This is a genomic window from Kitasatospora arboriphila (assembly GCF_039528095.1).
Classification (GTDB): Bacteria; Actinomycetota; Actinomycetes; order Streptomycetales; family Streptomycetaceae; genus Kitasatospora; species Kitasatospora arboriphila.
The window spans coordinates 1-21,520 of record NZ_BAAALD010000089.1 but is presented as its reverse complement, the minus strand read 5'-3'; the positions used below and the strand labels follow the sequence as shown (position 1 = coordinate 21,520).

19 protein-coding genes and 1 pseudogene are annotated in these 21,520 nt (G+C 71.9%); 13 read left to right on the top strand and 7 right to left on the bottom strand.

Annotation, left to right across the window (positions count from 1 at the left end; genetic code table 11):
• Window positions 1–81 precede the first annotated feature (81 nt).
• Window positions 82–2,193 (bottom strand): SpoIIE family protein phosphatase, encoded by a 2,112-nt coding sequence (locus ABD353_RS31610; protein WP_344627117.1) that lies wholly within the window; start codon window positions 2,191–2,193, stop codon window positions 82–84.
• A gap of 457 nt (window positions 2,194–2,650) precedes the next feature.
• On the opposite strand from ABD353_RS31610, the gene ykgO reads away from it, so the two are divergent.
• Entirely contained in the window at window positions 2,651–2,773 is a 123-nt protein-coding gene (gene ykgO, locus ABD353_RS31605) for a type B 50S ribosomal protein L36 (protein ID WP_344627116.1), read from the top strand.
• A gap of 734 nt (window positions 2,774–3,507) precedes the next feature.
• Window positions 3,508–3,858, top strand: coding sequence for a UBP-type zinc finger domain-containing protein (locus ABD353_RS31600; RefSeq protein WP_344627115.1), 351 nt, complete (start codon window positions 3,508–3,510; stop codon window positions 3,856–3,858).
• A 139-nt stretch (window positions 3,859–3,997) separates the two neighbouring features.
• Here ABD353_RS31600 and ABD353_RS31595 read toward each other — a convergent pair whose 3' ends face one another.
• On the bottom strand, window positions 3,998–4,507 hold the full coding sequence (locus ABD353_RS31595) for a MarR family winged helix-turn-helix transcriptional regulator (RefSeq protein WP_344627114.1): 510 nt from the start codon (window positions 4,505–4,507) through the stop codon (window positions 3,998–4,000).
• 113 nt (window positions 4,508–4,620) lie between these two features.
• Here ABD353_RS31595 and ABD353_RS31590 point away from each other — a divergent pair, with 113 nt between their 5' ends.
• The 10 genes and pseudogenes from ABD353_RS31590 (at window position 4,621) to ABD353_RS31545 (ending at window position 13,289) form a co-directional block, all read left to right on the top strand.
• Window positions 4,621–5,196 carry an NADPH-dependent FMN reductase gene (locus ABD353_RS31590; RefSeq protein ID WP_344627113.1) on the top strand — a complete coding sequence of 192 codons (576 nt, stop codon included), beginning with the start codon at window positions 4,621–4,623 and terminating at the stop codon, window positions 5,194–5,196.
• 429 nt (window positions 5,197–5,625) lie between these two features.
• Entirely contained in the window at window positions 5,626–5,997 is a 372-nt protein-coding gene (locus ABD353_RS31585) for a nuclear transport factor 2 family protein (RefSeq protein WP_344627112.1), read from the top strand.
• Window positions 5,998–6,622: 625 nt separating this feature from the next.
• On the top strand, window positions 6,623–7,123 hold the full coding sequence (locus tag ABD353_RS31580; RefSeq protein ID WP_344627111.1) for a VOC family protein: 501 nt from the start codon (window positions 6,623–6,625) through the stop codon (window positions 7,121–7,123).
• Between the two features lie 83 nt (window positions 7,124–7,206).
• A complete protein-coding gene (locus ABD353_RS31575; protein WP_179419853.1) occupies window positions 7,207–7,374 on the top strand; it encodes a hypothetical protein in 168 nt (55 codons plus the stop codon).
• Window positions 7,371–8,738 carry a dihydrolipoyl dehydrogenase family protein gene (locus ABD353_RS31570; protein WP_344627110.1) on the top strand — a complete coding sequence of 456 codons (1,368 nt, stop codon included), beginning with the start codon at window positions 7,371–7,373 and terminating at the stop codon, window positions 8,736–8,738. Before ABD353_RS31575 ends, ABD353_RS31570 begins: the two co-directional genes overlap by 4 nt.
• Window positions 8,739–8,864: 126 nt before the next feature.
• A complete protein-coding gene (locus ABD353_RS31565; protein ID WP_344627109.1) occupies window positions 8,865–9,494 on the top strand; it encodes a redoxin domain-containing protein in 630 nt (209 codons plus the stop codon).
• Between the two features lie 519 nt (window positions 9,495–10,013).
• Window positions 10,014–10,271: pseudogene (locus tag ABD353_RS31560) on the top strand (transposase family protein); the annotation flags it as partial.
• Window positions 10,268–10,567, top strand: a complete 300-nt coding sequence (locus tag ABD353_RS31555; RefSeq protein ID WP_344627108.1) for a winged helix-turn-helix transcriptional regulator — start codon at window positions 10,268–10,270, stop codon at window positions 10,565–10,567. The pseudogene ABD353_RS31560 and the gene ABD353_RS31555, both read left to right, overlap by 4 nt.
• A gap of 545 nt (window positions 10,568–11,112) precedes the next feature.
• A complete protein-coding gene (locus tag ABD353_RS31550) occupies window positions 11,113–11,946 on the top strand; it encodes a class II glutamine amidotransferase (RefSeq protein WP_344627107.1) in 834 nt (277 codons plus the stop codon).
• A gap of 719 nt (window positions 11,947–12,665) precedes the next feature.
• The gene (locus ABD353_RS31545) at window positions 12,666–13,289 is read left to right on the top strand and encodes a histidine phosphatase family protein (RefSeq protein ID WP_344627106.1); all 624 of its coding nucleotides are present in this window, start codon (window positions 12,666–12,668) and stop codon (window positions 13,287–13,289) included.
• A gap of 290 nt (window positions 13,290–13,579) precedes the next feature.
• Here the strand turns inward: ABD353_RS31545 and ABD353_RS31540 are convergent, their stop codons facing one another.
• The 4 genes from ABD353_RS31540 to ABD353_RS31525 all read right to left on the bottom strand — a co-directional run bounded on the left by ABD353_RS31540 (window position 13,580) and on the right by ABD353_RS31525 (window position 18,210).
• Entirely contained in the window at window positions 13,580–14,659 is a 1,080-nt protein-coding gene (locus tag ABD353_RS31540) for a terpene synthase family protein (RefSeq protein WP_344627105.1), read from the bottom strand.
• Between the two features lie 350 nt (window positions 14,660–15,009).
• Window positions 15,010–15,690, bottom strand: coding sequence for a hypothetical protein (locus tag ABD353_RS31535; RefSeq protein WP_344627104.1), 681 nt, complete (start codon window positions 15,688–15,690; stop codon window positions 15,010–15,012).
• 157 nt (window positions 15,691–15,847) lie between these two features.
• Window positions 15,848–17,221, bottom strand: coding sequence for a UDP-N-acetylmuramoyl-tripeptide--D-alanyl-D-alanine ligase (locus tag ABD353_RS31530; protein ID WP_344627103.1), 1,374 nt, complete (start codon window positions 17,219–17,221; stop codon window positions 15,848–15,850).
• 506 nt (window positions 17,222–17,727) lie between these two features.
• Window positions 17,728–18,210 carry a hypothetical protein gene (locus ABD353_RS31525; protein WP_344627102.1) on the bottom strand — a complete coding sequence of 161 codons (483 nt, stop codon included), beginning with the start codon at window positions 18,208–18,210 and terminating at the stop codon, window positions 17,728–17,730.
• Between the two features lie 524 nt (window positions 18,211–18,734).
• Between ABD353_RS31525 and dacB the strand changes: the two genes are divergently transcribed.
• A complete protein-coding gene (gene dacB / locus ABD353_RS31520) occupies window positions 18,735–20,315 on the top strand; it encodes a D-alanyl-D-alanine carboxypeptidase/D-alanyl-D-alanine endopeptidase (protein WP_344627101.1) in 1,581 nt (526 codons plus the stop codon).
• 403 nt (window positions 20,316–20,718) lie between these two features.
• Here the strand turns inward: dacB and ABD353_RS31515 are convergent.
• On the bottom strand, window positions 20,719–21,520 hold an 802-nt coding region (locus tag ABD353_RS31515; RefSeq protein ID WP_344627100.1), incomplete at its 5' end, for a hypothetical protein.

The window sequence follows — 21,520 nt, the reverse complement described above, 5'->3', positions numbered from 1 at the left end:
CGTCAGCGCTGTCGGGCGGTGCTGCATCCGCGACGTGACGGCGGGTATGCGATCGAGGCGATCGCCACCCGTTCGCATCCCTCACGCCGCGTGTCCGACCGGACCCGGCACCGAGTGGACCTCGGCGATGAGCACGGCCACGTCGTCATCGTCATCATCGTCGTCTGCCCGCCGCAGGGCGGTCAGCAGACGGTCGCAGGTTGCTTCCAGCGACAGCCTGGGCCCGCGGAGCAGGCTCATGAGGGCATCAAGGCGCGTGTCGATGGCCTGGTCACGGGTCTCCACCAGGCCATCGGTGTACAGGAGCAGCCGGTCTCCGGGAGCCAGCTCCACGCAGGCGGACTCGAACGGGACGCCTCCGACTCCCAGCGGCGCGCCCGGGGGCAGCTCCAGCAGCACCGGGGCCCGACCGGGGCGGTCCAGTACGGGGGGCGGATGGCCTGCCAGCGCGATGCGGCACCGCCTGCCGTGCGGGTCGTAGACGGCATAGACGCAGGTGGCGGTGGTCTCGTCGAGTTCGGCGGTGACACGGTCGAGGTGATGCAGCACCTGAGCGGGGCCGAGGTCGAGATCGGCCAGGGTGCGGGTGGCGGTGCGAAGCTGGCCCATCCTGGCGGCGGCGTTGATGTCATGGCCCATCACGTCGCCGACGACCAAAGCGGTTTTGTCGCCGGCCAGCGTGATGGCGTCGAACCAGTCACCGCCGGCCAGCGCGGCGCGTCCCGCGGGCTGGTACCGGAAGGCGACCTGGAGACCGACGGGCCGCGTGGGCACGTGCGGCAGCAGGTGGCGCTGCAGGGTCAGGGCCGTGTTGCGTTGGCTCTGGTACCAGCGGGCGTTGTCGATGCACACGGCGGCGCGGGCGGCAAGCTCCTCGGCCAGCACGACGTCGTCCTCGCCGAACGGCAGCGGATCGCGCACGCGCTTGAGGTCCAGGGCGCCGACCACCTCGCCGCGGGCGATCAGCGGCACCGCCAGGTAGGAGCGCAGGCCTGCTCCAGCCAGCACGGCCGCTGCCTCGCCGTCTCGGGCGATGCCAGGCAGGTCCTCGCCCGTCACGTGGGCCACGAGCACTGGACGGCCGGTGGTCACGCACCGGGTGACCAGGCGGTCGGCGTCGTACTTGGCGATCTCTCCGACCGGGTCGGCGGCGCGCAAGGCGTCGGAGGGGTAGGCCGCCGCCACGGCCAGGGCCCGCAGGGTCACCGGCCCCGCGACCGGCCCGTGCGTGGGCGGGCGCCCGCTCAGGACCGAGTCGAGAACGTCGACCGCGGCGACGTCGGCGAGATCGGGGATGACGAAGTCGGCCAGTTCCTGGGCGGTCCGGCCGAGGTCGAGGGTGGTGCCGATCCTCATGGACGCCTGGGCGACCAGTGCCAGTCTCCGTCGGGCGCGGGCAGCCTCGGCGGCCGCGCGGTGCTGCTCGGTGACGTCCACCACCGAGACGGCCAGGCCGATCACCCGCCCGGCTGAGTCCTCCAGCCGGAAGTACGACGCTCGCCAGGCGTGGTCGCTGTCCGGATCGGCACGCGTGCGGCCAACCATGAACTGATCCACCAGCGGCTTCCCGTTCGCCAGTACCTGGCGCATCGCGGACTCCACGACCCCGGCGTCGAGGAACGGCAGCGCGTCGCGGACTTCGCGACCGAGGTGCTGCTCGGCCGGCAGGCCGTTGATGCGCTCCAGTGTCGGGTTGACCAGGACGTACCTCAGGTCGGTGTCCAGCACCGCCAGCCCGATCGGGGACTGGGCCACCAGCCGCGCCGACAGGGCCAGATCGCGCTCGACCCTGCGTAGCGTGGCCTCGTCGGTGGCGATCCCCAAGGCATAGAGGCGGCCGCGCTCGTCCTGCAACCGCATGTTGCGGAACTCCACCAGCAGGGTGCTGCCGTCCTTGTGCCGCACCGGGAACACCCCCGCCCAGCGCCCGCCGCCACTCATCACCTCGGCGAACAGCCCGAGGATCACACCCCGGTTCTCTTCGGCGACCAGTAGCTCGGCCGCGTACCGGCCAAGCGCCTCCTCGGCGCTCCAGCCGAAGAGATCCTGAGCCTGCGGACTCCACAGGACGACCCGCCCGTCCGCGTCCAACACCGCTGCGGCCACACCCAGCAGGTCCAGCAGGCCACCGGGCTCGGACGCGGCGGCCCGCACCGTGCCGACCAGGGGCCGGCCCACATCGGAGGCGCTCATTCCCGGCCTTCCTTCCGCCCGCCACCGGTACTGGCGGCCTCATCCGATCCGGTCCCGTCGCTCGACCTCGCCTTCCGTCCCGGTGCCCTTCATCGTCTCTCCGCGCAGGCCCGCTGGACAGCTCAGGCGGCCTCGCCCACCGGCGGGTGCTCGACTTCCCTCATCAATGACGGGCGTGATCTCGGCTTGTCCCGCAGCCGCTTGCGGACACCGCCCGCTACGTTCCGTCCCCGTCGGCGACCGGACAACCGCAGCCAGCCGGAGCGCCGGGCACGGCCCCGCGGGCGTAGGGAGCTCACCATGTGACGCTGCAGCGCCTTGCGTGCGCGGGGGGCGACACCAACGAGCCAAGCCGCCGCCCACGAACTCCATCCGCAGCGGGAACAACGACCGGCGGAACCGAGTTGACGCGCTCGCGACGCCAGAGACGGCGGAGTGAAAGCGAAAGGACGAGCAGATGAAGGTGCGCAACTCACTTCGAACGCTGAAAGCCAAGCCCGGGGCCCAGGTCGTCCGCCGACGCGGACGGACCTACGTCCTGAACAGGCGGGACCCGCGGTTCAAGGCCCGTCAGGGCTGATCGACCGGGTGGTTGGGCCGCGGGCAAGCCCCAGGCTCCCGTGGCCCTCGGTCGGCAACAGCCCAGCTTCTGCCGCTGCCCGGCACCTACTTCGGCCCGGTGGGCGTCCCCTTGGCCACACTCTTGCTCCTCACGGTCGCCAACTCGACGAGCGGGGCTACAGTGGTCGCCGACCTGCGCCCGAGCACCGCGCATGCCGTCTCGGCCCTCCCCCGCGGGCGCGTGGTCGCTTGCACAATCCCCCACCCTCACCCCCACCCCCACCCCGACGGGCCCGGATAGCGCCAGCCAGCGGCGTGCCGGCTGCCGCTCGCCGCGCGTGGTTCCTCGCCCGGTCACACCACGGGCCGCGCGTGATGTGAGCGGTGCCGCGCACGCAAAAAGATGAACGTGGTCATCGTTTGGCGGAACGCGTGCGGCCCGCGGTATTGCTTGAGCGGAGTCCGCTCTGCCCCGTAAGTGCCGCGACGGCGGGCCGTACCGCGTGCCAGCGATCAGACTGGAAGGGGTGCTCCGGCCCCGTGTGCCCTCCTACGGACAGAGTCGGGTCTTCGGCCCGTTCTCCAGCACCAAACCTGCCGGCGAAAGTACCGGTCCCGGCCTGGACATCGCCTGGCGCATCATCGTCAACCGGCATGGCGGCGACCTGCGACTCGAGTCGGCCCGGGCGACACCTGCTTCAAGGTCTGCCTCCCGATCGACCCCGCAGAGCCCGCCACCCCGCAGGAGTTGCCATGACCACCGAGAACCCGATCGACCCAACCGTGCCGCCGAGTGGTCCAGGCTGCGTCGAATGCGACGCCGCCGGCGGCTGGTGGCTTCACCTGCGCCGCTGCGCGCGTTGCGGCCACATCGGCTGCTGCGACGACTCGCCCGCCAAACACGCCACCGCGCATGCCAAGGCCACCGGGCACCCGGTGATCCGCAGCTTCGAACCAGGCGAGACCTGGTTCTGGAACTACAACACCTCGCAGCTCCACGAATCCGGTCCTCAGCTGGCCCCGCCCGACAGCCACCCGGCGGACCAGCCCGTCCCGGGCCCAGCCGGACGGGTGCCGGCCGACTGGGCTGAGCGGATCGGCTAGCCTCCGGCCCTGAGCAAAGCACTGCCTGGCGTGGCGCTGAGCCGAGCCGAGCCGACCACGCTCGTCCGCTGCAGTTCCATGACGGCCACAACGGTCCGGACGCACAGACGGTGGCCATATCCAGCGTCGTCAGGGCAAGTTAGTCACAGAGGCCGGTGGCCGCCTCGCAGGCTTCGGAGACCGGATCGACGTCCCGGACATCGCAGGCAACGCGCGCGAGATGGCCGCGGAAGGCCTGGCACTCGCTGTCGTCGAGCGCCCCGAGGAGCCTGTCCTCAGCCTCCCGCACCCGCTTCCGCAGACTCTGGAGCGCGTCCACGCCCCGGGCGGTGGCGACGATCCGGCGCTGACGCCGATCGCCGGGGTTGAGCCGACGCTCGACCAGACCCGCCGCGACGAGGTCGTCGACCAGGTACGTCATGACCGTACGATCGATCCCCAGATACGTGGCCAGGGCCAGCTGGCTCGGATGGTCACCCCGGACCACGGCGGAGAGCACCTGATAGCCACGCGCGCCCTGAGGGACGTCATCCAGGACCAAAGCGACAGCACTCTGGTAGGCACGCGCCAGCACAAGGAGTGAGAAGCCGAAGTCGCCGGTGAGGTCGGCCGCGTCGGCCGCCTGCGTGGACGGTGTCCCGGTGCTCATACGGGAATGATACCCAGCTTCCCGCGGTTGAACAGATCATCTGAGCACAAGACGATCTGTCCGGCAGCGCAAGTTCGTTTCTGCGCGCCGAAGGCAAGAAGGCGAGGAACGTCATGCTCAAGATCGGCATCATCCTCGGCAGCACCCGCCCCAACCGCAATGGCGAACAGGTGGCGAAATGGGTGCTCCACATCGCCTCGCGCCGCGACGACGCCGACTTCGAACTCATCGACCTGCGCGACCACCCACTGCCGCACATGGACGAGCCGCTGCCACCGTCGCTCGGCCGGTACCAGCACCAGCACACCAGGCAATGGGCGGCCAAGATCGCGTCGTACGACGGGTTCGTCATCGTGACACCCGAGTACAACCACGGCATCCCCGCCGTGCTCAAGAACGCACTCGACTTCCTCTACGCCGAATGGAACAACAAGGCCGTCGGCTTCGTGTCCTACGGCGGAGTCGGCGGCGTCCGAGCCGTCGAGCAGCTGCGCCTCGTCGCCGCCGAACTCCAGATGGCCGCCGTACGCCAGCAGGTGACACTGTCGATGATCACCGAGTTCGAGAACTACAGCGTCTTCAAACCAGGCGACTACAACCTTCCCGCCCTGAACACGATGCTCGACCAGGTCATCACCTGGAGCACCGCGCTCACCCCGCTGCGCACGCCCACGCCCGTCGCCTCATGAGCGGGCCACGAATGGCGTCTCGGTCTCAACACGTCGGGCCCGACGGGAAACTCCCATGGCTGGACACCACCCCGTACCGGCACCCCGTACGGCGTCGCCCGCTACGCCCTCGATCCGGAACACGCCCGATGTCTGTGGACCCTCTCGGAGCAGGTGCTCAGCGCGACACAGATCATGACGGCGACGTGGCCGGCTGCGGAGGCAATGCTGGGCAGCAAGGACTGGCCGGCCACAGGCGACACCGGTCCGCAGCGCGTACATGACGCCGGGGAGGGCAGCTCGGCCAGAACCGCGCAGTCGCCCGGGCCGGAGTGGCGCCGCTCAGGCGGTGGTGGCAACAGCGTCACCACCCATCCCCACAGGTCGTTCGGCGTCCGCTCGCCCCGACTCGGCCCGCAGACCACGCGGGCCAACCCCGAAGGGCTGCCAGTGGACACCACCATCGCGGACCTGATGCGCCGCAACCGTCTCGCCGTCTTCAATGGACCGGACGCCGAGCGCCGCAACGCGGCCATCGCGCTGACCTACGCCGAGGACGCCGTACGGCACGAACCCGACCGCGTGAACCGAGGCCGCGAGACGCTCGCCTGGCGTGCCGCAGACCTGTTCGCGCAGTCCCCGGACTGGGTCATGCGGCCCGACGGCCCCGTCTCCGTCAACGACGACCTCGGCCGGCTCGCCTTCCACCACGGCCCCGCCGGCCGGCCGCACCTCGTGACCGGAATGGACATCGCCCACGGCAAGGACGGCGTAATCATCGAGCTCTACACCTTCGTCGACGGGACGAGTCACCGCTCGTAGCGCGCGGTCCGACGAGGATGGACCACGCGAATTCCCGGCCGTCCTCCTGCCACGGCGTGTGCCCGAGCCCGCCGTCCCAGGGCCGTGGGCCGGACGACGGGTTCGTGGACGGCCACGTCGGCAGACCGAGTAATGGCGTTGAGGACCGCTTCGCTGATCGCGGCGGGGAACGCGATGCCCGTCTGCCGCTCCACCGCGTCCCCGACTGACGGCGCCGACCAGGCGAGACAGCGAACCGCTGCACTGGTTGAAGCTTGTTGTCGCACTCCTCCTCGCAGGGCTGTCCCGACCCCCGAGTGACCGTCGCCGCCGGCCACCACTCCAGTACCCCGAACACCGCACCGGGCCTGAACGCCCGGGTCCGACAAGGCCGAACAGGCTCAGGCGGGAACCCGCAGGCGGCGACCGGCAGCCTCACCGAGCCGGAGGCGCAGCGGGGCAACACCAGTCCGACTTGCAGGCCGCGATCCGGGAGGCTTGCATGGCCAGGGGCACGCTCTCGGCCCACCCGAGTGAGCGACGCGGCGCGACCGCTGCGGCAGCTCCCGCCGGGGCTGGGCAGCTCTGAATCCGGGCAGACGACCTCGTCGCCCGCAGTCGGGCCACCGAACCGCCGGAGGCGGACATGGGCAGTGTGGAAGCGAGCGAGAACCTTGTGGCCGGAACGCCGCCGGTGGAAATCGGGGAGATGCGGCTCGAGGTCGTCGTGGTGCCGGTCTCCGACCCCGACCTCGCCAAACAGTTCTACCAGGCGCTGGGCTGGCGGCTGGATGCCGATCTGACCGTCGACGAGGGCTACCGGGTGGTGCAGTTCACCCCGCCCGGCTCCCTGTGCTCGATCGTCTTCGGCCAGGGCGTGACCACGGCGCCGCCCGGCTCGACGCAGGGTCTGCAGCTCACGGTCCACGACATCGACGCGGCGCGCGCGGACCTCGTCGAGCGCGGGGTGACCGTGAGCGAGGTGTTCCACGACGTCACGGGCATCTTCCACCACGCCGGAACGGAGGGCCGCGCAGACGGTCCGGCACCCGGGCACGCGGACTACGGCTCCTTCGTGTCGTTCAGCGACCCGGACGGCAACGGCTGGCTGCTCCAGGAGATCAAGAAGCGCCTTCCCGGCCGCTGACAACGGGCCGCCGGAAACCAGCCGCTGACAACCGGTCACTGACAACCGGTCACTGACAACCGGTCACTGACAAGGAGAATCCCATGGGAACGACCTACGAATCCGCGGAGGACCTCGCGGCGGCCCTGCGCCGGGCGGCCGAGGCACACGGCAGGCACGAGGCACGCACCGGCCAGGAGGACCCGAACTGGCCGGACTGGTACGCGCTCTACATGGTGCGGGAGCGGGCCGGCGAGGAACTGCCGACGTGAGCGGGCACTTCGATGTGATCGTGCTCGGCGGCGGCTCCCCCGGCGAGCACTGCGCCGGGGCGCTGGCCGACGGCGGGCTGCGGGTCGCCGTGGTGGAACGCGAACTGGTCGGCGGTGAGTGCTCCTACTACGCGTGCATCCCGTCGAAGACGCTGTTGCGGCCCGGTGAGGCGGTGCAGCAGGCGCGCGAGGCCGCGGCGGGCGCCCAGGTCTCGGTCGAACAGGCCTTGGCCTGGCGGGACTTCATGGTCTCGGACTACTCCGACGCCGGCCAGGAGCGCTGGCTGGCGAACAACGGCATCACGCTGCTGCGCGGCACCGGACGGCTGGCCGGCACCGGCGCGGTCGAGGTCGACGGGGTCCGCTACACCGCCGACCACGTGGTCCTCGCCAACGGCGCCGACGCCGCGATTCCGCCGATCCCCGGGCTGCGTGAGCTCGACGGCGTGTGGACCAGCCGCGAGGTCACGGGGATGAAGGAGGTGCCGCGACGCCTGGTCGTCCTGGGCGGCGGCCCGGTCGGGGTGGAGATGGCCCAGGCCGTACGCCGCCTGGGCGGCGGGGTGGTCCTCGTCGAACGGGAGGAACGTGTGCTCGCCCGCGAGCACCCCGGGCTGGGCGACGCGCTCGGCGAGGTGCTGCGCCGCGACGGCATCGAGGTGGTCCTGTCGGCGGGCGTGAGCGCCGCCCGACGGGAGGACGAGGAGTTCGTCGTCGACCTCGACGACGGCCGCGAACTGCGTGGCGAGCGGATCCTGGTCGCCACCGGCCGCCGGCCGCGGGTGCACGGCATCGGCCTGGAGCAGGTGGGCATCGAACCCGACGCCCGCGGCGTCCCGGTCGACCCGAACCTGCGGGTCGCCGAACGGCTGTGGGCGATCGGCGACGTCACCGGCCTGTGGCCGCTCACCCACGTCGGCAAGTACCAGGGGCGTATCGTCGCGGCGAACATCCTCGGCAAGCCCCGGCCCGCCGACTACAGCGCCGTCCCACGGGTGGTCTACACCGATCCGCAGGCCGCCGCGGTCGGCTCCGCCGACGGCCGGTTCAGCGCCACCGTCCCGCTGTCGGACGTGGCGAAGACCGCCACCTACACACGTGAGTACGCCACCAGCAACGGCTTCCTCACGCTGTTCAGCGACGGCGAGACGCTGACGGGCGCCTGCGCCCTCGGACCGGAGGCCGGCGAGTGGCTGCAGCAGGCCACCCTGGCGATCCGCGCGCGGGTCCCGCTCAACGTGCTGAGCGACACGATCCAGCCGTTCCCGACGTTCTCGGAGATCTACCTGGCCGCGTTGAAGTCGCTGCGCGCCGGGATCGCCCGGGGCGGCGACCCCTCCGCGGCGCAGCCGACGGCGCGATGACCAGCACCGGCCGACCGACACCGGCCCGACCGACACCGGCCCGACCGGGGGCGACCCACGACATCGACGGCGGGCGGCAGCCGCTCCCTTGGTGAGCAGCCAGCCGGCAGGCGAAAGGGCTTCAGCATGCGCTCCGACATCAGGCCCGGCGGGACCTTTCCCGACTACGAACTGCCCGACCACGCCGATGTGCCGCGCAGGCTCAGCAGGCTGCAGGGCGACGACCCGCTGATCCTCACCCTGGCCCGCGGCCACTACTGCCCGAAGGAGCACCAGCAGCATCTCGAACTCGCGGCCTTCTACCCGAAGATCGCCGTGGCCTACACCCAGGTCGTCACCATCGCGACCGACGAACACCACGAACTCCAGGAGTTCCGTGCGTCGGTCGGCGCCCAGTGGCCGTTCCTCGCCGACCCCGGGCGCATCGTGCAGCAGGACCTGGACATCGCCGAGTACACCGACCCCGACCACGACCCGATGATCCCGCACACGCTGGTCCTCAAGCCGGGCCTGGTCGTGCACAGCGTCTACAACGGCTACTGGTTCTGGGGCCGTCCGTCGGTGGCCGACCTCTGGCGCGACCTGCGCGAGGTCTCCCGCGAGATCCGCCCCGACTGGGACCTGAGCACCCCGGGCCTGCGCGAGAAGTGGGACAGGGGCGACCACTCGCCCTTCCACGGCTGGAACCGGCGCGCAGCGGCGCGCGCCACGTCCACCGGCCCCAACCCGGACGATCCGGCCGGACGGGATCGCTGACGTGTCGTCAAAGATCGGGCAGGAGCGCCGAATCTGTCGGCGCTCCGCCGGAAGCTGGCAACGCCCAGCCCGCGCCTGTTCCGCCGACGCCCTCGCCGAGTCGAGCCGGTCGACGCTCGCGGCTGCCCGGGCGCTCGTTACGCCGACCGTTGCATCTCCGGGTTCGGTTCTGGCCGGTGTACACGTTGTGGTCGACCGCGACCCTCCTCGACCTCGGGCAGTTGGAGCTGCCGATCCAGGCGGCGCAGGAACGCGGGGACTGGAACTGCGCCGAGGCGGCGGCTCGAGAGCTGTGTGCCCCGGCGAGTTCGAACGGGCGCTGGCGCTCATGGATCCGTTCACGGATGTCGGGTGGAGGGCCGCCGAGTGGGTCACCGCCGAGATCATGATCCGGCAGGGCGACGGCGACGAACCCGCGATGGTGGGACACAGCCGAGCCGGGCGACGGCCACGTGTACGCGCGCTACGCAGAGCGGTCCGCGAAGGCCGGCGGCTCGACCATGAAGCCTCCCCGCCGTCTGCGTCGGCACCACCACCCTTGCCGACGGCGCCTACCTCAACAGCGGCCTGGCCGTCCTGCACCGCAAACGCGCCGGCCGGCCCCTCCTGCGGGCCCAGAAGGAGGACAACTCCGAGCACCGGCGCGTGCGTTCCTGCGTCGAGCACACCTTCGCCCGTATGAAGAACTACAAGATCCTCCGCGACTGCCGACAGAAGGGCGACGGCCTGCACCACGCGGTGCAGGCCGTCGCCCACAACCTCGCCCTTGGCACATGAAACAGCAGGTCGAGGTGATCGGAGGCAAGTGGAAGGTGATGGTCATCTGGGCGTTGAGTGAGCGGCCCCGACGCTTCGGCGAGCTCCGCAGGCTGGTGGCGGGGGTGACGGAGAAGGTGCTCGCCTCCCACCTGCGGGAGTTGGAGGCGGACGGCATCGTGCACCGCGAGGTGTACGACGAGGTTCCGCCCCGGGTGGAGTACTCGTTGACGGCGCGTGGCCTCTCGCTCAACGATGCGCTGGTGCCGCTCTCCGCCTGGGGCCGGGACAACATCCTCACCCCACCGAGCGATTAGGGCCTGCCCGGCCCGGCGGCGCCGTGCCGCGGACGGCGCTCCGGTCGGTTGCGGCGAGGGCCGGGGGGTCGGTGGCAGACGGCGACGAGGTGGGGTGCGGTGCATTCGCGCCGGGCGAGGAAATGGTGCCGACGCTCGGGGATGAGGAGGTGGGCCCGCAGGACGGTCAGGCAGGTGACGGTGGTGGGGATCAGGCATCGGGTGTTCGGACCGGGCCCGGAAGCCGGCCGGGCGGCCGGCCAACCGCGGCGGAGGCCGGGTGAGCGGCGGCTGCCGAGGCGCGTCTCCGGTTCCGTGTCGGCGTGTGAACGGGCATCTCAGCCTGTCACCGCCATGGACGTGTCGATACGGCTCGGTGCAGTGCTGCGGGCGGCGAACAGTCGGGCAGATCGTTTGAGAGCGTCCCTTGCTTGTGGTTCGCCAGGCGAGCTCTCGCCCTGCACCGCCCCCGGGACTGATCGATAATTTCAGCAGCGACCGGCGCCCGCCGGTGTTCTTCCACCGAAGGGACATACCGGGTCGCTACGTCCGCAAGGAGGTCGACCATGTGCCGATGGCTCGCCTACTGGGGGTCTCCTGTCCGGCTGACGGATGTGCTCTACACCCCGGTCCACTCCCTCATCGATCAGAGTCTGCATTCCAAGCTCGGAGCCGAGACGACCAACGGAGACGGCTTCGGGATCGGCTGGTACGACGGGACCGACGCGCCAGGGGTGTTCCACAGCACCGAGCCGGCGTGGAACGACACCAACCTGCGCGAGGTCTCGGCGCACACCACCTCACCGCTGTTCTTCGCGCACATCCGCGCCGCCATCGGGTCGTCCGTGCAGCAGACCAACTGTCACCCGTTCCGGTACCAGCGGTGGCTGTGGATGCACAACGGCTTCATCGACGGGCTCGGCGACATCAAGCGAGAACTCGCCTTCGAGATCGACCCCGCGCTCTGGCTGAACATCAAGGGCACGACCGACACCGAGCTGATGTTCTACCTGGCACTCACCTACGGGCTCGAGGACGACCCTCCGGGCGCTGTCGCGCGCATGATCGGGTTCGTCGAGGCGCGCGGCCGCGAACACGGACACCAGTTCCCCTTCCAGGGAACGATCGCGACCAGCGACGGCGATTCACTGTGGGCGTTCCGGTATTCGAGCGCGGGCCGGACCCGATCGCTGTACTTCAACCGGAGCGTCCCACAGCTCAGGAGGATGTATCCCGATCGGGCCGTCCTGCGTGAGGCGGCCGACGATGCGCGCCTGGTGGTTTCCGAACCGATCGGGGACCTGCCCGGCGCCTGGGTCGAGGTTCCGGAGGCCACCTACGGCGTGGTCAGCAAGGACCGGGAGGAACTGCTCTCCTTCGCTCCCCGAACTCCTGCTTGACGGGGAGGCCGGAGGGCCGGTCCGGGGGACAGTGCGCCGCCAGCCGACCTACTCTCGACGCTACGCCCCGAACGGCGACACGGAACCCTGGTCACGGCGCACCGCCGCCTCAGCCAGGCAGCCCAGGTGCCCGGCGCCGCCGACGCCGCGGACGTGTCCGTCGACGACCGGACTGCCGATGCGCTGCGTGGCTGCTCGGCGGGTCACCGCGCCGACCTGCCCGGATACGCCTCCCCGAGGCTCCCGTCTGGCCGGACGGCACCGACAGGGCGGAGGTGGCAGCACATGGCGGAGGCGGACTCCGCACCATCGCCGACGCCGTCCTCGCCGACCTGCTGCCCACCGACGGCGTCACCGACGACACCGCCCTCGTCATCGTCCGCCTGTAATCCCTGCGAGCCGGCCGTACGGACCAACACGAGTGAGGCTGCAGCAGGGTGTCGGCACGAGTCCCGGAGCCGAGTTGCCGGGGTGGTGCCCCGATCTGTGTCTCGGCCGAGGGCGCCACCATGGCGGCCCGGCACCCGCAAGACGCTCCTGCCGATGCCGGACCGGGCCCACCGAGAGCGACACCGTCCTCAAACATCCGGCACCGGCCGACCCGGTCCGGCCAGCGGCTCGCCGACGACGCGAAGCGGCCCACCGTTCGCGGAACCGGCCGGTACGGGTCGGCGTCTGTCCGTGCATCCGCAAGATCGACTCCGCTGGAGGATGCGCCCATGAGCGGTACGGCCGCCCGTTACCTCTACCTCACCCGCCACGGCGAGGCCTCCCCCGACGAGAGCCGCCTGACGGACGCAGGCCGCCGCCAGGCCGCCCTCCTCGGGCAACGGCTGCGCGGGGTACCGCTGGCCGCGATCCACCACGGGCCCCTCGCCCGCGCCGAACAGACCGCCCGGCTGATCGCCGAACAGCTCGACAACATCCCCCGCCACCTCTCCCCAGCCGCCGGCGACTACCTTCCCTACCTCCCCGCACGTGAGGAACTGCCGCCGGAGGCAGCCGACACCTGGACCGGGTTCCTGAACCGGTTCACCGCTCAGGAACGCGAGCAGGGCCCCGCGCTCGCGGCAGCAGCCCTCGCGGACTTCACCGGCCCCGTCCCCGGCGACGAACCGCGCCACGAACTCGTGGTCACCCACAACTTCCTCACCGGCTGGCTCGTCCGGGCCGCCCTCTCCGCCCCGGAATGGCAGTGGCTGGGCATCAACCACGCCAACGCCGCACTGACCGTCATCCGCTACACCCCCGACCGGCCCCCGGCCCTCCTCCTCTTCAACGACACCGGCCACCTCACCCCCGACCTCCGCTGGACCGGCTTCCCACCCGAACTCCACATCTGAACCCTGCCGATGAGCAACGACGGCGCCCCCGCGGTCCTCGATGTCCGGCCGCCCCGCCCGAGGGTGACACCCGAGGCTCCGGCACTGGCTTGCGGGCGTTCAATTGCCGGGATGGCCCGGGATCCGGCGGCGATCAGGGTGATGCCGTCGCGCTCGTCACCGAGGTCGTGGGCGAGTCGGGGCACAGAACCGTCTCGGCCTGCCTTCTCGTCACGGGCCAGACCTTCCGGCTCCCCTGACACCCTGTCCGCGGCCTGAGGCACGGAGGCGATGGGAGGCGGGACGAAAGTTCAGAGCACCGCGTCACCGTTCAACCGTGTCCGCCGAGAGCGCCGACCCACCGCCCTCCACGTGCGGCGTGCGGGGGAAACCAGGACGTTGCGAAGTGCGCGGCGCGCCGGGTGCCGGGGGCGGGGTGCCGGGTAGCGGGCGCTGGTGCCCGTCCACGCGGTGAGGGCCGTGCGGAACTGGTCGAGGAGCAGGGCGAAGCGGCGGGTGTCCAGGACCAGGTCTGGGTAGTTGGTGGTGGCGGTGCCGGCTTCGGGGAGTGGCTCGGCGGGGAAGCCGCGCCTGACGGCCGAGTACAGCCACCGGAAGCGCCGTTCCTCCGCCTCGAGCCGCTCGCTCACCTCCCGGCGCGCCTGCTCCAGCGAGAGCCCGTCGTCGGCCATCCGGGCGGCCACCGCGTTGAAGGTCTCGCCCTCGCCGGTGCCGCCCGCGAGGTCGTTCGTGAGGATCCCGCAGGTCGAGAAGGCGTCGAGGAGGTCGTGGACCACGGGGTCGGTCCAGTGCGGTGTGATGCACTGGCCGGCGAGTTCGCACCACATGGCGGCCAGCAGCATCCCGCCGTCGGCCGGCCGGAGCAGCAGGTACTCGCGCAGCGTTGGTGTCCGTCCCGGCCGCAGGTAGTGCATCAGCTTGTCGCGTGCCGCGACGATCCAGGTGTCCAGCTGCTCGCGGTAGCGCTGCCACCAGTGGTCGGGCATGGCCGCTCGGGTCTGCCGGACCAGCTCCGCCAGCGCGTGGACGACGGGGTGCTCGTAGGGTGCGGGCCACTCGCTCCCGGCGCCGACGCGCCGCAGCGAGTGGGTGAGTCGCTCGATCGCGTCCGGCGGGGCATCGGCACCGAGGCCTCCGTCCAGTAGGTCGTCGGTGGTCCACGTCCACAGAGCCCACCGCACGGCCAGGCGCAGCGGGAGCCCTCCGGCGGTCGGCCACGCCTTGAGGCACAGGTCCACGTAACCGTGCGCGAGGTACGCCTCGGGGGCCGGGTGCAGGCCGTACTGTCGCAGGAAACCGAGCGCGTCGGCGGTCAGGTCGGCGCGTAAGGCCTCCCGCGGCTGCAGGCCGGGCCGGTGGAAATCGGTCAACGGTCGGAACTCCTCGTGCAAAGGGATCCGCGCCGGCCGGGCTTTCTCGCCGGCCGGCGCGAGGGGCATGAGCCGTCTCACGCGCCGACAGACCAACGACCGTCCGGCCCACCGGTGCGTTTCCGCACCACGCCGCAGGGCTCGGCGCAGGAAGCGAGGTGCACACCGAGAGCCGCACAGGCCGAACGCTCCACCTCCCCCGGTGCTCGACCGCCGCGAGGCCGCTGACATGCGACAGGCCCGGCCCCTCCACGAGGAGGAAGGCCGGGCCCGACCGGATGCGAACGCCGCCACCACGGTGAACGCGATCGTCGAGGCCGGGTTCCGGTCCCGGCCGGGGATCACGAGCGTCAGGTGGAGGGCTCCGCCCGTGGGATCGGCCGCGTCCGCCAGCGCCACACCCTGCTTGTCCGCCCTCCGACCGGCCGCCGGGCCGCGCCGCCCGCAACGCCCAAGGCATCCGCTCCGGTGACCACCGGCTCACGGTCCCGCTCCCCCGCACCACCGGTGGACGAGGCGGAGACGGAATCCGAGGACGGCAGCACCGGCGCAGCCCCGAAGGCTCCCGTGACGGGGCAGAGGAGTCGGGCCAGCTGGACCATGTCCGGAATCGGGCGACGGGCCGCGGCCTCCGGCAGCGCCGTGCGGATGCCGCTGCCGGATTCGGCTGCCAGGAGGGAGGCCGGCTCGGCGACGTCGCCGACCTGCCGGGTGAGGACCGCGATGCGCAGGATCTCTTCAGCAGCACCGCGGTTGCGGGGGCGCAGCAGCGCGAGGAGCTGCGCCAGGTCCCCGACGGGGCGTGCGGCGGCCGCCCTGTGGAGGGCCGGGACGAGTGCGGGAGCACGGTCGGAGTCCAAGTGGCCCAGAAAATCGGCGACTTCGTCGTAGGGGCGGTTCGCTGCGGCGTCCATCATCGCGGCCACCAGGTCCCGGGCGTGCGGGTCCGCGGCCGGCGTGGTTGCGTCCGGGGCGACTGTGGGCTGCTCGGCGGCGCCACTCAGACTTCCCGTCAGCAACAGTCCGAACACGCTCGCAGCAGACCGGCCGGTTCCGGTGCTGCTTGCACCACCTGCTGCGCCCAGCCGCGCCGGCAGAGGCCCCACGCCGAAGCACGGGAGGGATGCGCGAGACTGAGCCGAGCCTCGACATGGGCGCACACCCCACGGAAGCGGCCACCCATGCTGGTCAGGCCGCGACCAGGTCCTTCACCAGGGCCTGCAGGCCTGCCGAGAGCGACGCCTTCACGATCACCAGGTCGCCGGGGCGCAGCAGCTTCTCCAGCAGGCTGGTGGCGGCTGCGCGGTCCGGCACCAGGTGGGTCTCGGCGCCGCCGTTCTCGGCGCCGGCCGCGAGGGCGGCGGCGTCCTGGTCGCCGATGGCGACGACCACGCTTGTGCCGAGCTCGGCGGCCAGGGCGCCGATCGCGCGGTGTTCGGCGGCCGCGGCGGCGCCGAGTTCGCGCATCTCGCCGAGGACGGCGACGGTGCGGCGCTCGCCGCGCATCGCCGCGAGGGCGCGCAGCGCGGCGGCCGTGGAGTCGGGGTTGGCGTTGTAGGCGTCGTCGATGACGGTGACGCCGTCGGGGCGGTCGTGGCGCTGCATCCGGGAGCCGGTCGCCGCGATGGCGTCGCCGAGGGCGGCGGCGATCTCGGCGGGTGCCATGCCGATGTGGTGGGCGACGGCGGCGACCGCGAGGGCGTTGGAGACGTGATGCTCGCCGAGCAGCTGCAGCGCGACGGGTGCCTGTCCGGCCGGGGTGGTCAGCACGAAGTGGGCGCGGCCGTCCGGGTCGAGGGTGACGTCCGTGGCGCGGATCTGCGCGGCCTCGGCGCGGCCGAAGAACAGCACCCGCGCCGTCGTGCGGGCGGCCATCGGGGCGACCAGCGGGTCGTCCGCGTTGAGGACCGCGAGCCCGTCGGCGGCGAGGGAGGCCACCAGCTCGCCCTTGGCCTTCGCGGTGTCCTCCTTGCTGCCGAACTCGCCGGCGTGCGCGGCCCCGACGTTGAGGACGACGGCGACGTGCAGCGGCACCATGTCGGTCAGGTGGGTCAGGTGGCCGGCGCCTCGCGCACCCATCTCCAGGATGAGGAACTTCGTGTCCGGCGGGCAGGCGGCGACCGTCAGCGGGACACCGATCTCGTTGTTCTGCGAGCCGGCCGTCGCGCTGGTGGCCCCGGCCCTCGAAAGCGTCTGCGCGAACAGGTCCTTCGTACTGGTCTTCCCGGACGAGCCGGTCACCCCGATCCGCGTCACACCGGGCATCCGCGCGGACTGCCAGCGGGTGAGCTTCGCCAGGGCCTCCATGACATCGTCGACCAGCACCGTAGGGGCGCCGCACGGCCGCGACCCGAGCACGCCCGCCGCGCCGGCGGCCACCGCCGCCGCGGCGTAGTCGTGGCCGTCCACGTGCTCACCGGCGAACGCCACGAACAGCGCGCCCGGGACAATCCTGCGGGAGTCGACCACCAGCGGCCCGTCGACAACGGCGGCCGGGTCCGGGACCTGGTCGAGCCGGCCGTCGACCACCTCGGCGATCAGGGCCAGAGTCATCGGCTGCATGTACGCCACTCCATCTCGTCGGCGGACCGCGCACTGACGGTACCGCTCGTGGTACGGGGGACCGACCACCCGCGCGGCTCCCGCGGGGCACTTGTCGGTAGCGAGGAAGAATCCCGCCGCCCGCTCGGTGCTGCCGAGGCGGGCAGCACCGAGCGGGCGATGGGCAGACGGAGAAGTCGGCCCGGTCGAGGCCGGTGCACGTGACGTCGAGGCCGCGGGCGCGGCGGCCGCCGTCCTGGAAGTGGGTGCGGCCGTGGCCTTCGGCGATGATCTGCTCCTGTTCCTGTTGGGTGACGCCGCGGGCTTCACCGCGATCGCCCGCACCGGCTGCGGGCCGCCGGCATCCCGCTGGTTCCGGCCGGCGAGGGACGGTGGCGGCCGGACGCGGCCCCCCGTTCAACGGGGGGCGATCGGTCGGACCGCCCGAGCCGGGAGCAGCGGGCGGTTCTTGCGGTGACCCCCTCGTGAGGACGGCGTTGAACCGTTCCGGCTACGGCACCGGTGGGTCAGGTCTCGACGGCGAGGTAGTCGGTGATTCCGACCTGGTCGATCATCTCGGTGACGAGGCCCGTGGTGGCCGCGGCGACGGCACCGCCGATCGCGCCGAGGACGGCCTCCGTCGAGCGGTCGTCCGGCTGGTCGGGGCCGAGCCCCGCGTGGGCGCCGAGGACCGCACCGAGCATCACCTGACCACGGACGTCCGGAGGACCGGTCCGTTCGACGACGTCGACGATCGCGACCGCGAGGCGGCTGGCGTCGGCTCGGCGGCGGATCGTGTCGGCCTTCGCGGTGATGTCGGCGTTCGCGAAGGCGAGCGCCGCGTACTCCGTCAGGTCGTCGACCTCCGGATGGGTGAGGCCGGCCAGGGTGAGGCGCAGCAAGTGGTAGCGGAGTCGCCGCAGCCCGGCGTCTTCGACGACGAAGTCCCGTCCGGTGCGGGACAGATCGCCCGCCCGGCGTGAGACGTCCTGGGTGCTGCTCGTCGACATGGTGTGCTCCTTGTCCTGTGGTGTGCGACGCCCGTCCCCGGTCTCGGCGCCGTGCGCCGGTCGGGGGGCTCGTCGGCGATGGCGGCGACGAACGCGGTGGAACCGGCCCGTGCGGCCGCGGCCGGGGCGGCCCGCGGCAGGATCGCACGGGCCGACCGACCGCGCTCCCGGAGCGCGGTCGTCCGGTGGACCGGCTCGGTGGAGACCGGTCGTCCTCCTCGGCGGGGGCTCGGACGCGAGGCGGTGCAGGGCGATCCCGGTCTGGATCGCGGCCGCTTCCCCGGAGGCCGTCCGGAGCGTCGGCCGGCCCTTGCGGAGCATCTCCCGGTCACGGTCACGGGCGCCACCCGGATGCCGACCCCGGGCACCCGGATGGCGCGCACGGGTGCCCCGCCGCCGAGCGGGCGTGCGACCGTCGGTTCGATGACGGCCGATCACCGCGGCGCCGGATGCCGTCTCCCCGACGCGGCCCGTGTCGGGTGTGTCCACGGCGCCGGACCGGACATCCAGAACTGGTGGGCTGAATGGCGACCAAGCGCCACGTACGACGAATAGGACGAACCGGACTCGCCGGCGGCATGCTGGCCCTGGCCGCGCTGACGATCGCCGGCGGAGGGCCGCCGGGCGGCGGATCCGGAGGGGACACGCAGGACATCCTCGGGCGGATCCTCGACAAACCGATCTACGCGCACGCCCAGTGGGGCGTCCTGGAGGAGGACCCCCAGGGCGGGGTGCTGCACGAGCTCCAGTCGGACAAGTTCTTCATCCCCGGTTCGGTGGCCAAGCTGTTCACCGTCTCCGGTACCTGGCACGCGCTCGGCGGCGACCACCGCTTCACGACTCCCGTCCACGCCGTCGGCACCCGCGACGGCGCCGGCCTGCACGGCGACCTCGTCCTGGTGGCGCAGGGCGACCTGGCGCTCGGCGGCCGGGTCACGCCCGAGGGCACCCTGGACTTCACCTCCATCGACCACACGTACGCCAACGACCTGCCCGGCGCGACCCTCACCCCCGAGGACCCGCTCGCGGGAATCGACGACATCGCGCGGCAGATCCGGCAGTCCGGCATCAGCCGGGTGGACGGCGACGTCGTGGTCGACACGCGGCTGTTCGAGACGCCGGCCCTCGATCCGACCCCCACCCCGCTGATCATCAACGACAACCTGATCGACCTGCTCACCACGCCGACCGCTCCGGGCCGCCCGGCCGAACTCTCCTGGCGCCCCCAGGTCGCGCCCTACGAGGTCGTCTCACAGGTCACCACGGTGGCCGCCGGGGGCACCACGGACATCGAGGTGACGGCGTCCGAGGACGGGACGCGGATCACGCTGTCCGGCACGATCGCCGCCGACGCGGCGCCCGTGCTGCGGGTGAGCCCGGTCGTGGACCCGGCCGCCTTCGGGCGGACGGCCCTGATCGAGGCGCTTGCCCGGGCCGGCGTGACGGTGACCGCCGACCCGGTCGGCGCCAACGACGAGGACGGCCTGCCCGCCGCGTACGCGCCCGGCTCCGACGTCGCCTCCTACGTGTCGCCGCCCTTCAGCCAGTACGCCCGGCTGGTGCTCAAGGTCAGCCACAACCTCGGCGCCAACCTCGACATCTGCCTCATGGCGGTGACCGCGGGCAGTACCGACTGCAATGCCGGGTTCCCGGTGCTCCGGGCGTTCCTGGAGGCCGCGGGGGTCGACAGCGAGCAGGTGGAGCTCGCGGACGGCCGCGGCGGCGACCCGGTCGACCGGGCCACCCCCGTGGCGGTCAACCAGGTGCTCCGGTACTGGCTGCACACCCCGGACGCCGAGGCGTTCCGCGACACCCTGCCGGTCCTCGGCGAGGACGGCACGCTGGACGGCTTCTGCACCGGCTGCGGGGGCGTCGGCAAGGTCTTCGCCAAGACCGGGACGGACGTCGGACCCGACCTCCTGAACGGGCGGGCCGCCGTGGGTGCGGAGACCGTCGCGGGCTACCTGGTGACCCCCTCCGGCGAGATCCGGACGTTCTTCGTCGGTGTCAACAACCTCGCCGTGGCCGACCTCGACGCCTTCATCTCCCAGGTCGTCGAGGACGTCGCCGAGGCCTCCTCGATCCTCCAGCAGCAGGGCGGCTGATCCCCCGTCGCCCGGCCCCCGGCCCCCGGCCCCTGGTCACGCCGCCCTCGGCATCCGGAGGCCGGGGGCCGGCGTGCGGCCGCTCAGGGCGGGTGACGGCCCGTTCCAGGAACCCGTGGAGGACCTGCTGGCCCTGCGGGGCGAGGGTGGACGGGGGGCGGCGGCCAGGAGCCCGAGCAGGCGTTCGCGCAGTGCGGTGCCGTCGCCGGCGAGGACGCGGTGCGGCTGCGGCCGCCGGACCTGCTCCCGGGTCCGCGGCGTCAGCGGTCCCGTGGCGGCCGGGCGCCCTTGGGCAGTGTCCTGGCGATCACGAGCGGAGCCAGATGATGAGCGCGGCTGTGGTGACCGTTCCGAGGTAGACGTAGCCGCACATCCTAGGGCCGATGGGCCGTTCACCCGTCAGTCAGAAGGGAGGTTCGAGATCGCCGCGGCCATCGCTGTGCGGCCCGCAGTCCCAGGGCTCCTCCTGAAAAGGTTCGATGTCGGTGACGTCGTGGCCCCATGCTTCGAGGGCCTTCCGGGCAACGCGCCGGTTAGGGGTGTCGCTGCCGGTGTCCAGGATGCGGCGCGCGTGCACGGCGAGGTGATCGCGGCACTGGGCAAGCGCGGGGTGTTCGGCGAGGATGAGTGCGGCGAGGCCGGCGGCTTCGCGCACGTCCTCGTGACTGTCCTGCAGGAAGGGCGCGACGGCTCGATAAAGCATCGGGCGCAGGTCCCGGAAGGCCGCCAGCGTGGTGTCGTGAGTGAGGAAGCCAGGGAAGTACTGCTCGGTGCGGTCGACGATCTCGTCGGAGGCGTCGTAGGCCGTGGAAACCAACCAGTTCAGCAATGTCGCGCGGACGGGGACGTTGCGATACGGCCGGAGGGTCATGGCCGCCGGGTGGGCGAGGATGCCGGCGACATACATGGCGACGGGGGCGGTGGCTTCGTAGATGCTGTTCTGGTGGCCGACCAGCTCACTCAGTTCCGACAAAGCGGTGACCTGCACCTTGGGATCAGGCTCCAGCAACCGTGCCAGGACTTCGGGAAGGCACTCACCGTTCCCGAAAGCCGTCTGGAGCGAGCCCCAATCAGTCTCCGCCAGGACTACCTGGTAGGGCGGCAAGTCAGGCTCGCGGGGCGCCCCGGCCTTGGAGCTGCTGTGGTTCACTGAGCTTGCTCCGCTTTGACGGACACCCTCGTTGTAGTGGTCAGGCCGCGAGGAC

Bases quoted from the DNA above. Each gene is read 5' to 3' on its own strand.
- dacB (WP_344627101.1), top strand. From the start codon at position 18,735: ATGGCGACCAAGCGCCACGTACGACGAATAGGACGAACCGGACTCGCC.
- ABD353_RS31545 (WP_344627106.1), top strand. From the start codon at position 12,666: ATGAGCGGTACGGCCGCCCGTTACCTCTACCTCACCCGCCACGGCGAG.
- ABD353_RS31600 (WP_344627115.1), top strand. From the start codon at position 3,508: ATGACCACCGAGAACCCGATCGACCCAACCGTGCCGCCGAGTGGTCCA.
- ABD353_RS31575 (WP_179419853.1), top strand. From the start codon at position 7,207: ATGGGAACGACCTACGAATCCGCGGAGGACCTCGCGGCGGCCCTGCGC.
- ABD353_RS31550 (WP_344627107.1), top strand. From the start codon at position 11,113: ATGTGCCGATGGCTCGCCTACTGGGGGTCTCCTGTCCGGCTGACGGAT.
- ykgO (WP_344627116.1), top strand. From the start codon at position 2,651: ATGAAGGTGCGCAACTCACTTCGAACGCTGAAAGCCAAGCCCGGGGCC.
- ABD353_RS31555 (WP_344627108.1), top strand. From the start codon at position 10,268: ATGAAACAGCAGGTCGAGGTGATCGGAGGCAAGTGGAAGGTGATGGTC.
- ABD353_RS31565 (WP_344627109.1), top strand. From the start codon at position 8,865: ATGCGCTCCGACATCAGGCCCGGCGGGACCTTTCCCGACTACGAACTG.
- ABD353_RS31530 (WP_344627103.1), bottom strand. From the start codon at position 17,221: ATGCAGCCGATGACTCTGGCCCTGATCGCCGAGGTGGTCGACGGCCGG.
- ABD353_RS31595 (WP_344627114.1), bottom strand. From the start codon at position 4,507: ATGAGCACCGGGACACCGTCCACGCAGGCGGCCGACGCGGCCGACCTC.
- ABD353_RS31590 (WP_344627113.1), top strand. From the start codon at position 4,621: ATGCTCAAGATCGGCATCATCCTCGGCAGCACCCGCCCCAACCGCAAT.
- ABD353_RS31525 (WP_344627102.1), bottom strand. From the start codon at position 18,210: ATGTCGACGAGCAGCACCCAGGACGTCTCACGCCGGGCGGGCGATCTG.
- ABD353_RS31610 (WP_344627117.1), bottom strand. From the start codon at position 2,193: ATGAGCGCCTCCGATGTGGGCCGGCCCCTGGTCGGCACGGTGCGGGCC.
- ABD353_RS31580 (WP_344627111.1), top strand. From the start codon at position 6,623: ATGGGCAGTGTGGAAGCGAGCGAGAACCTTGTGGCCGGAACGCCGCCG.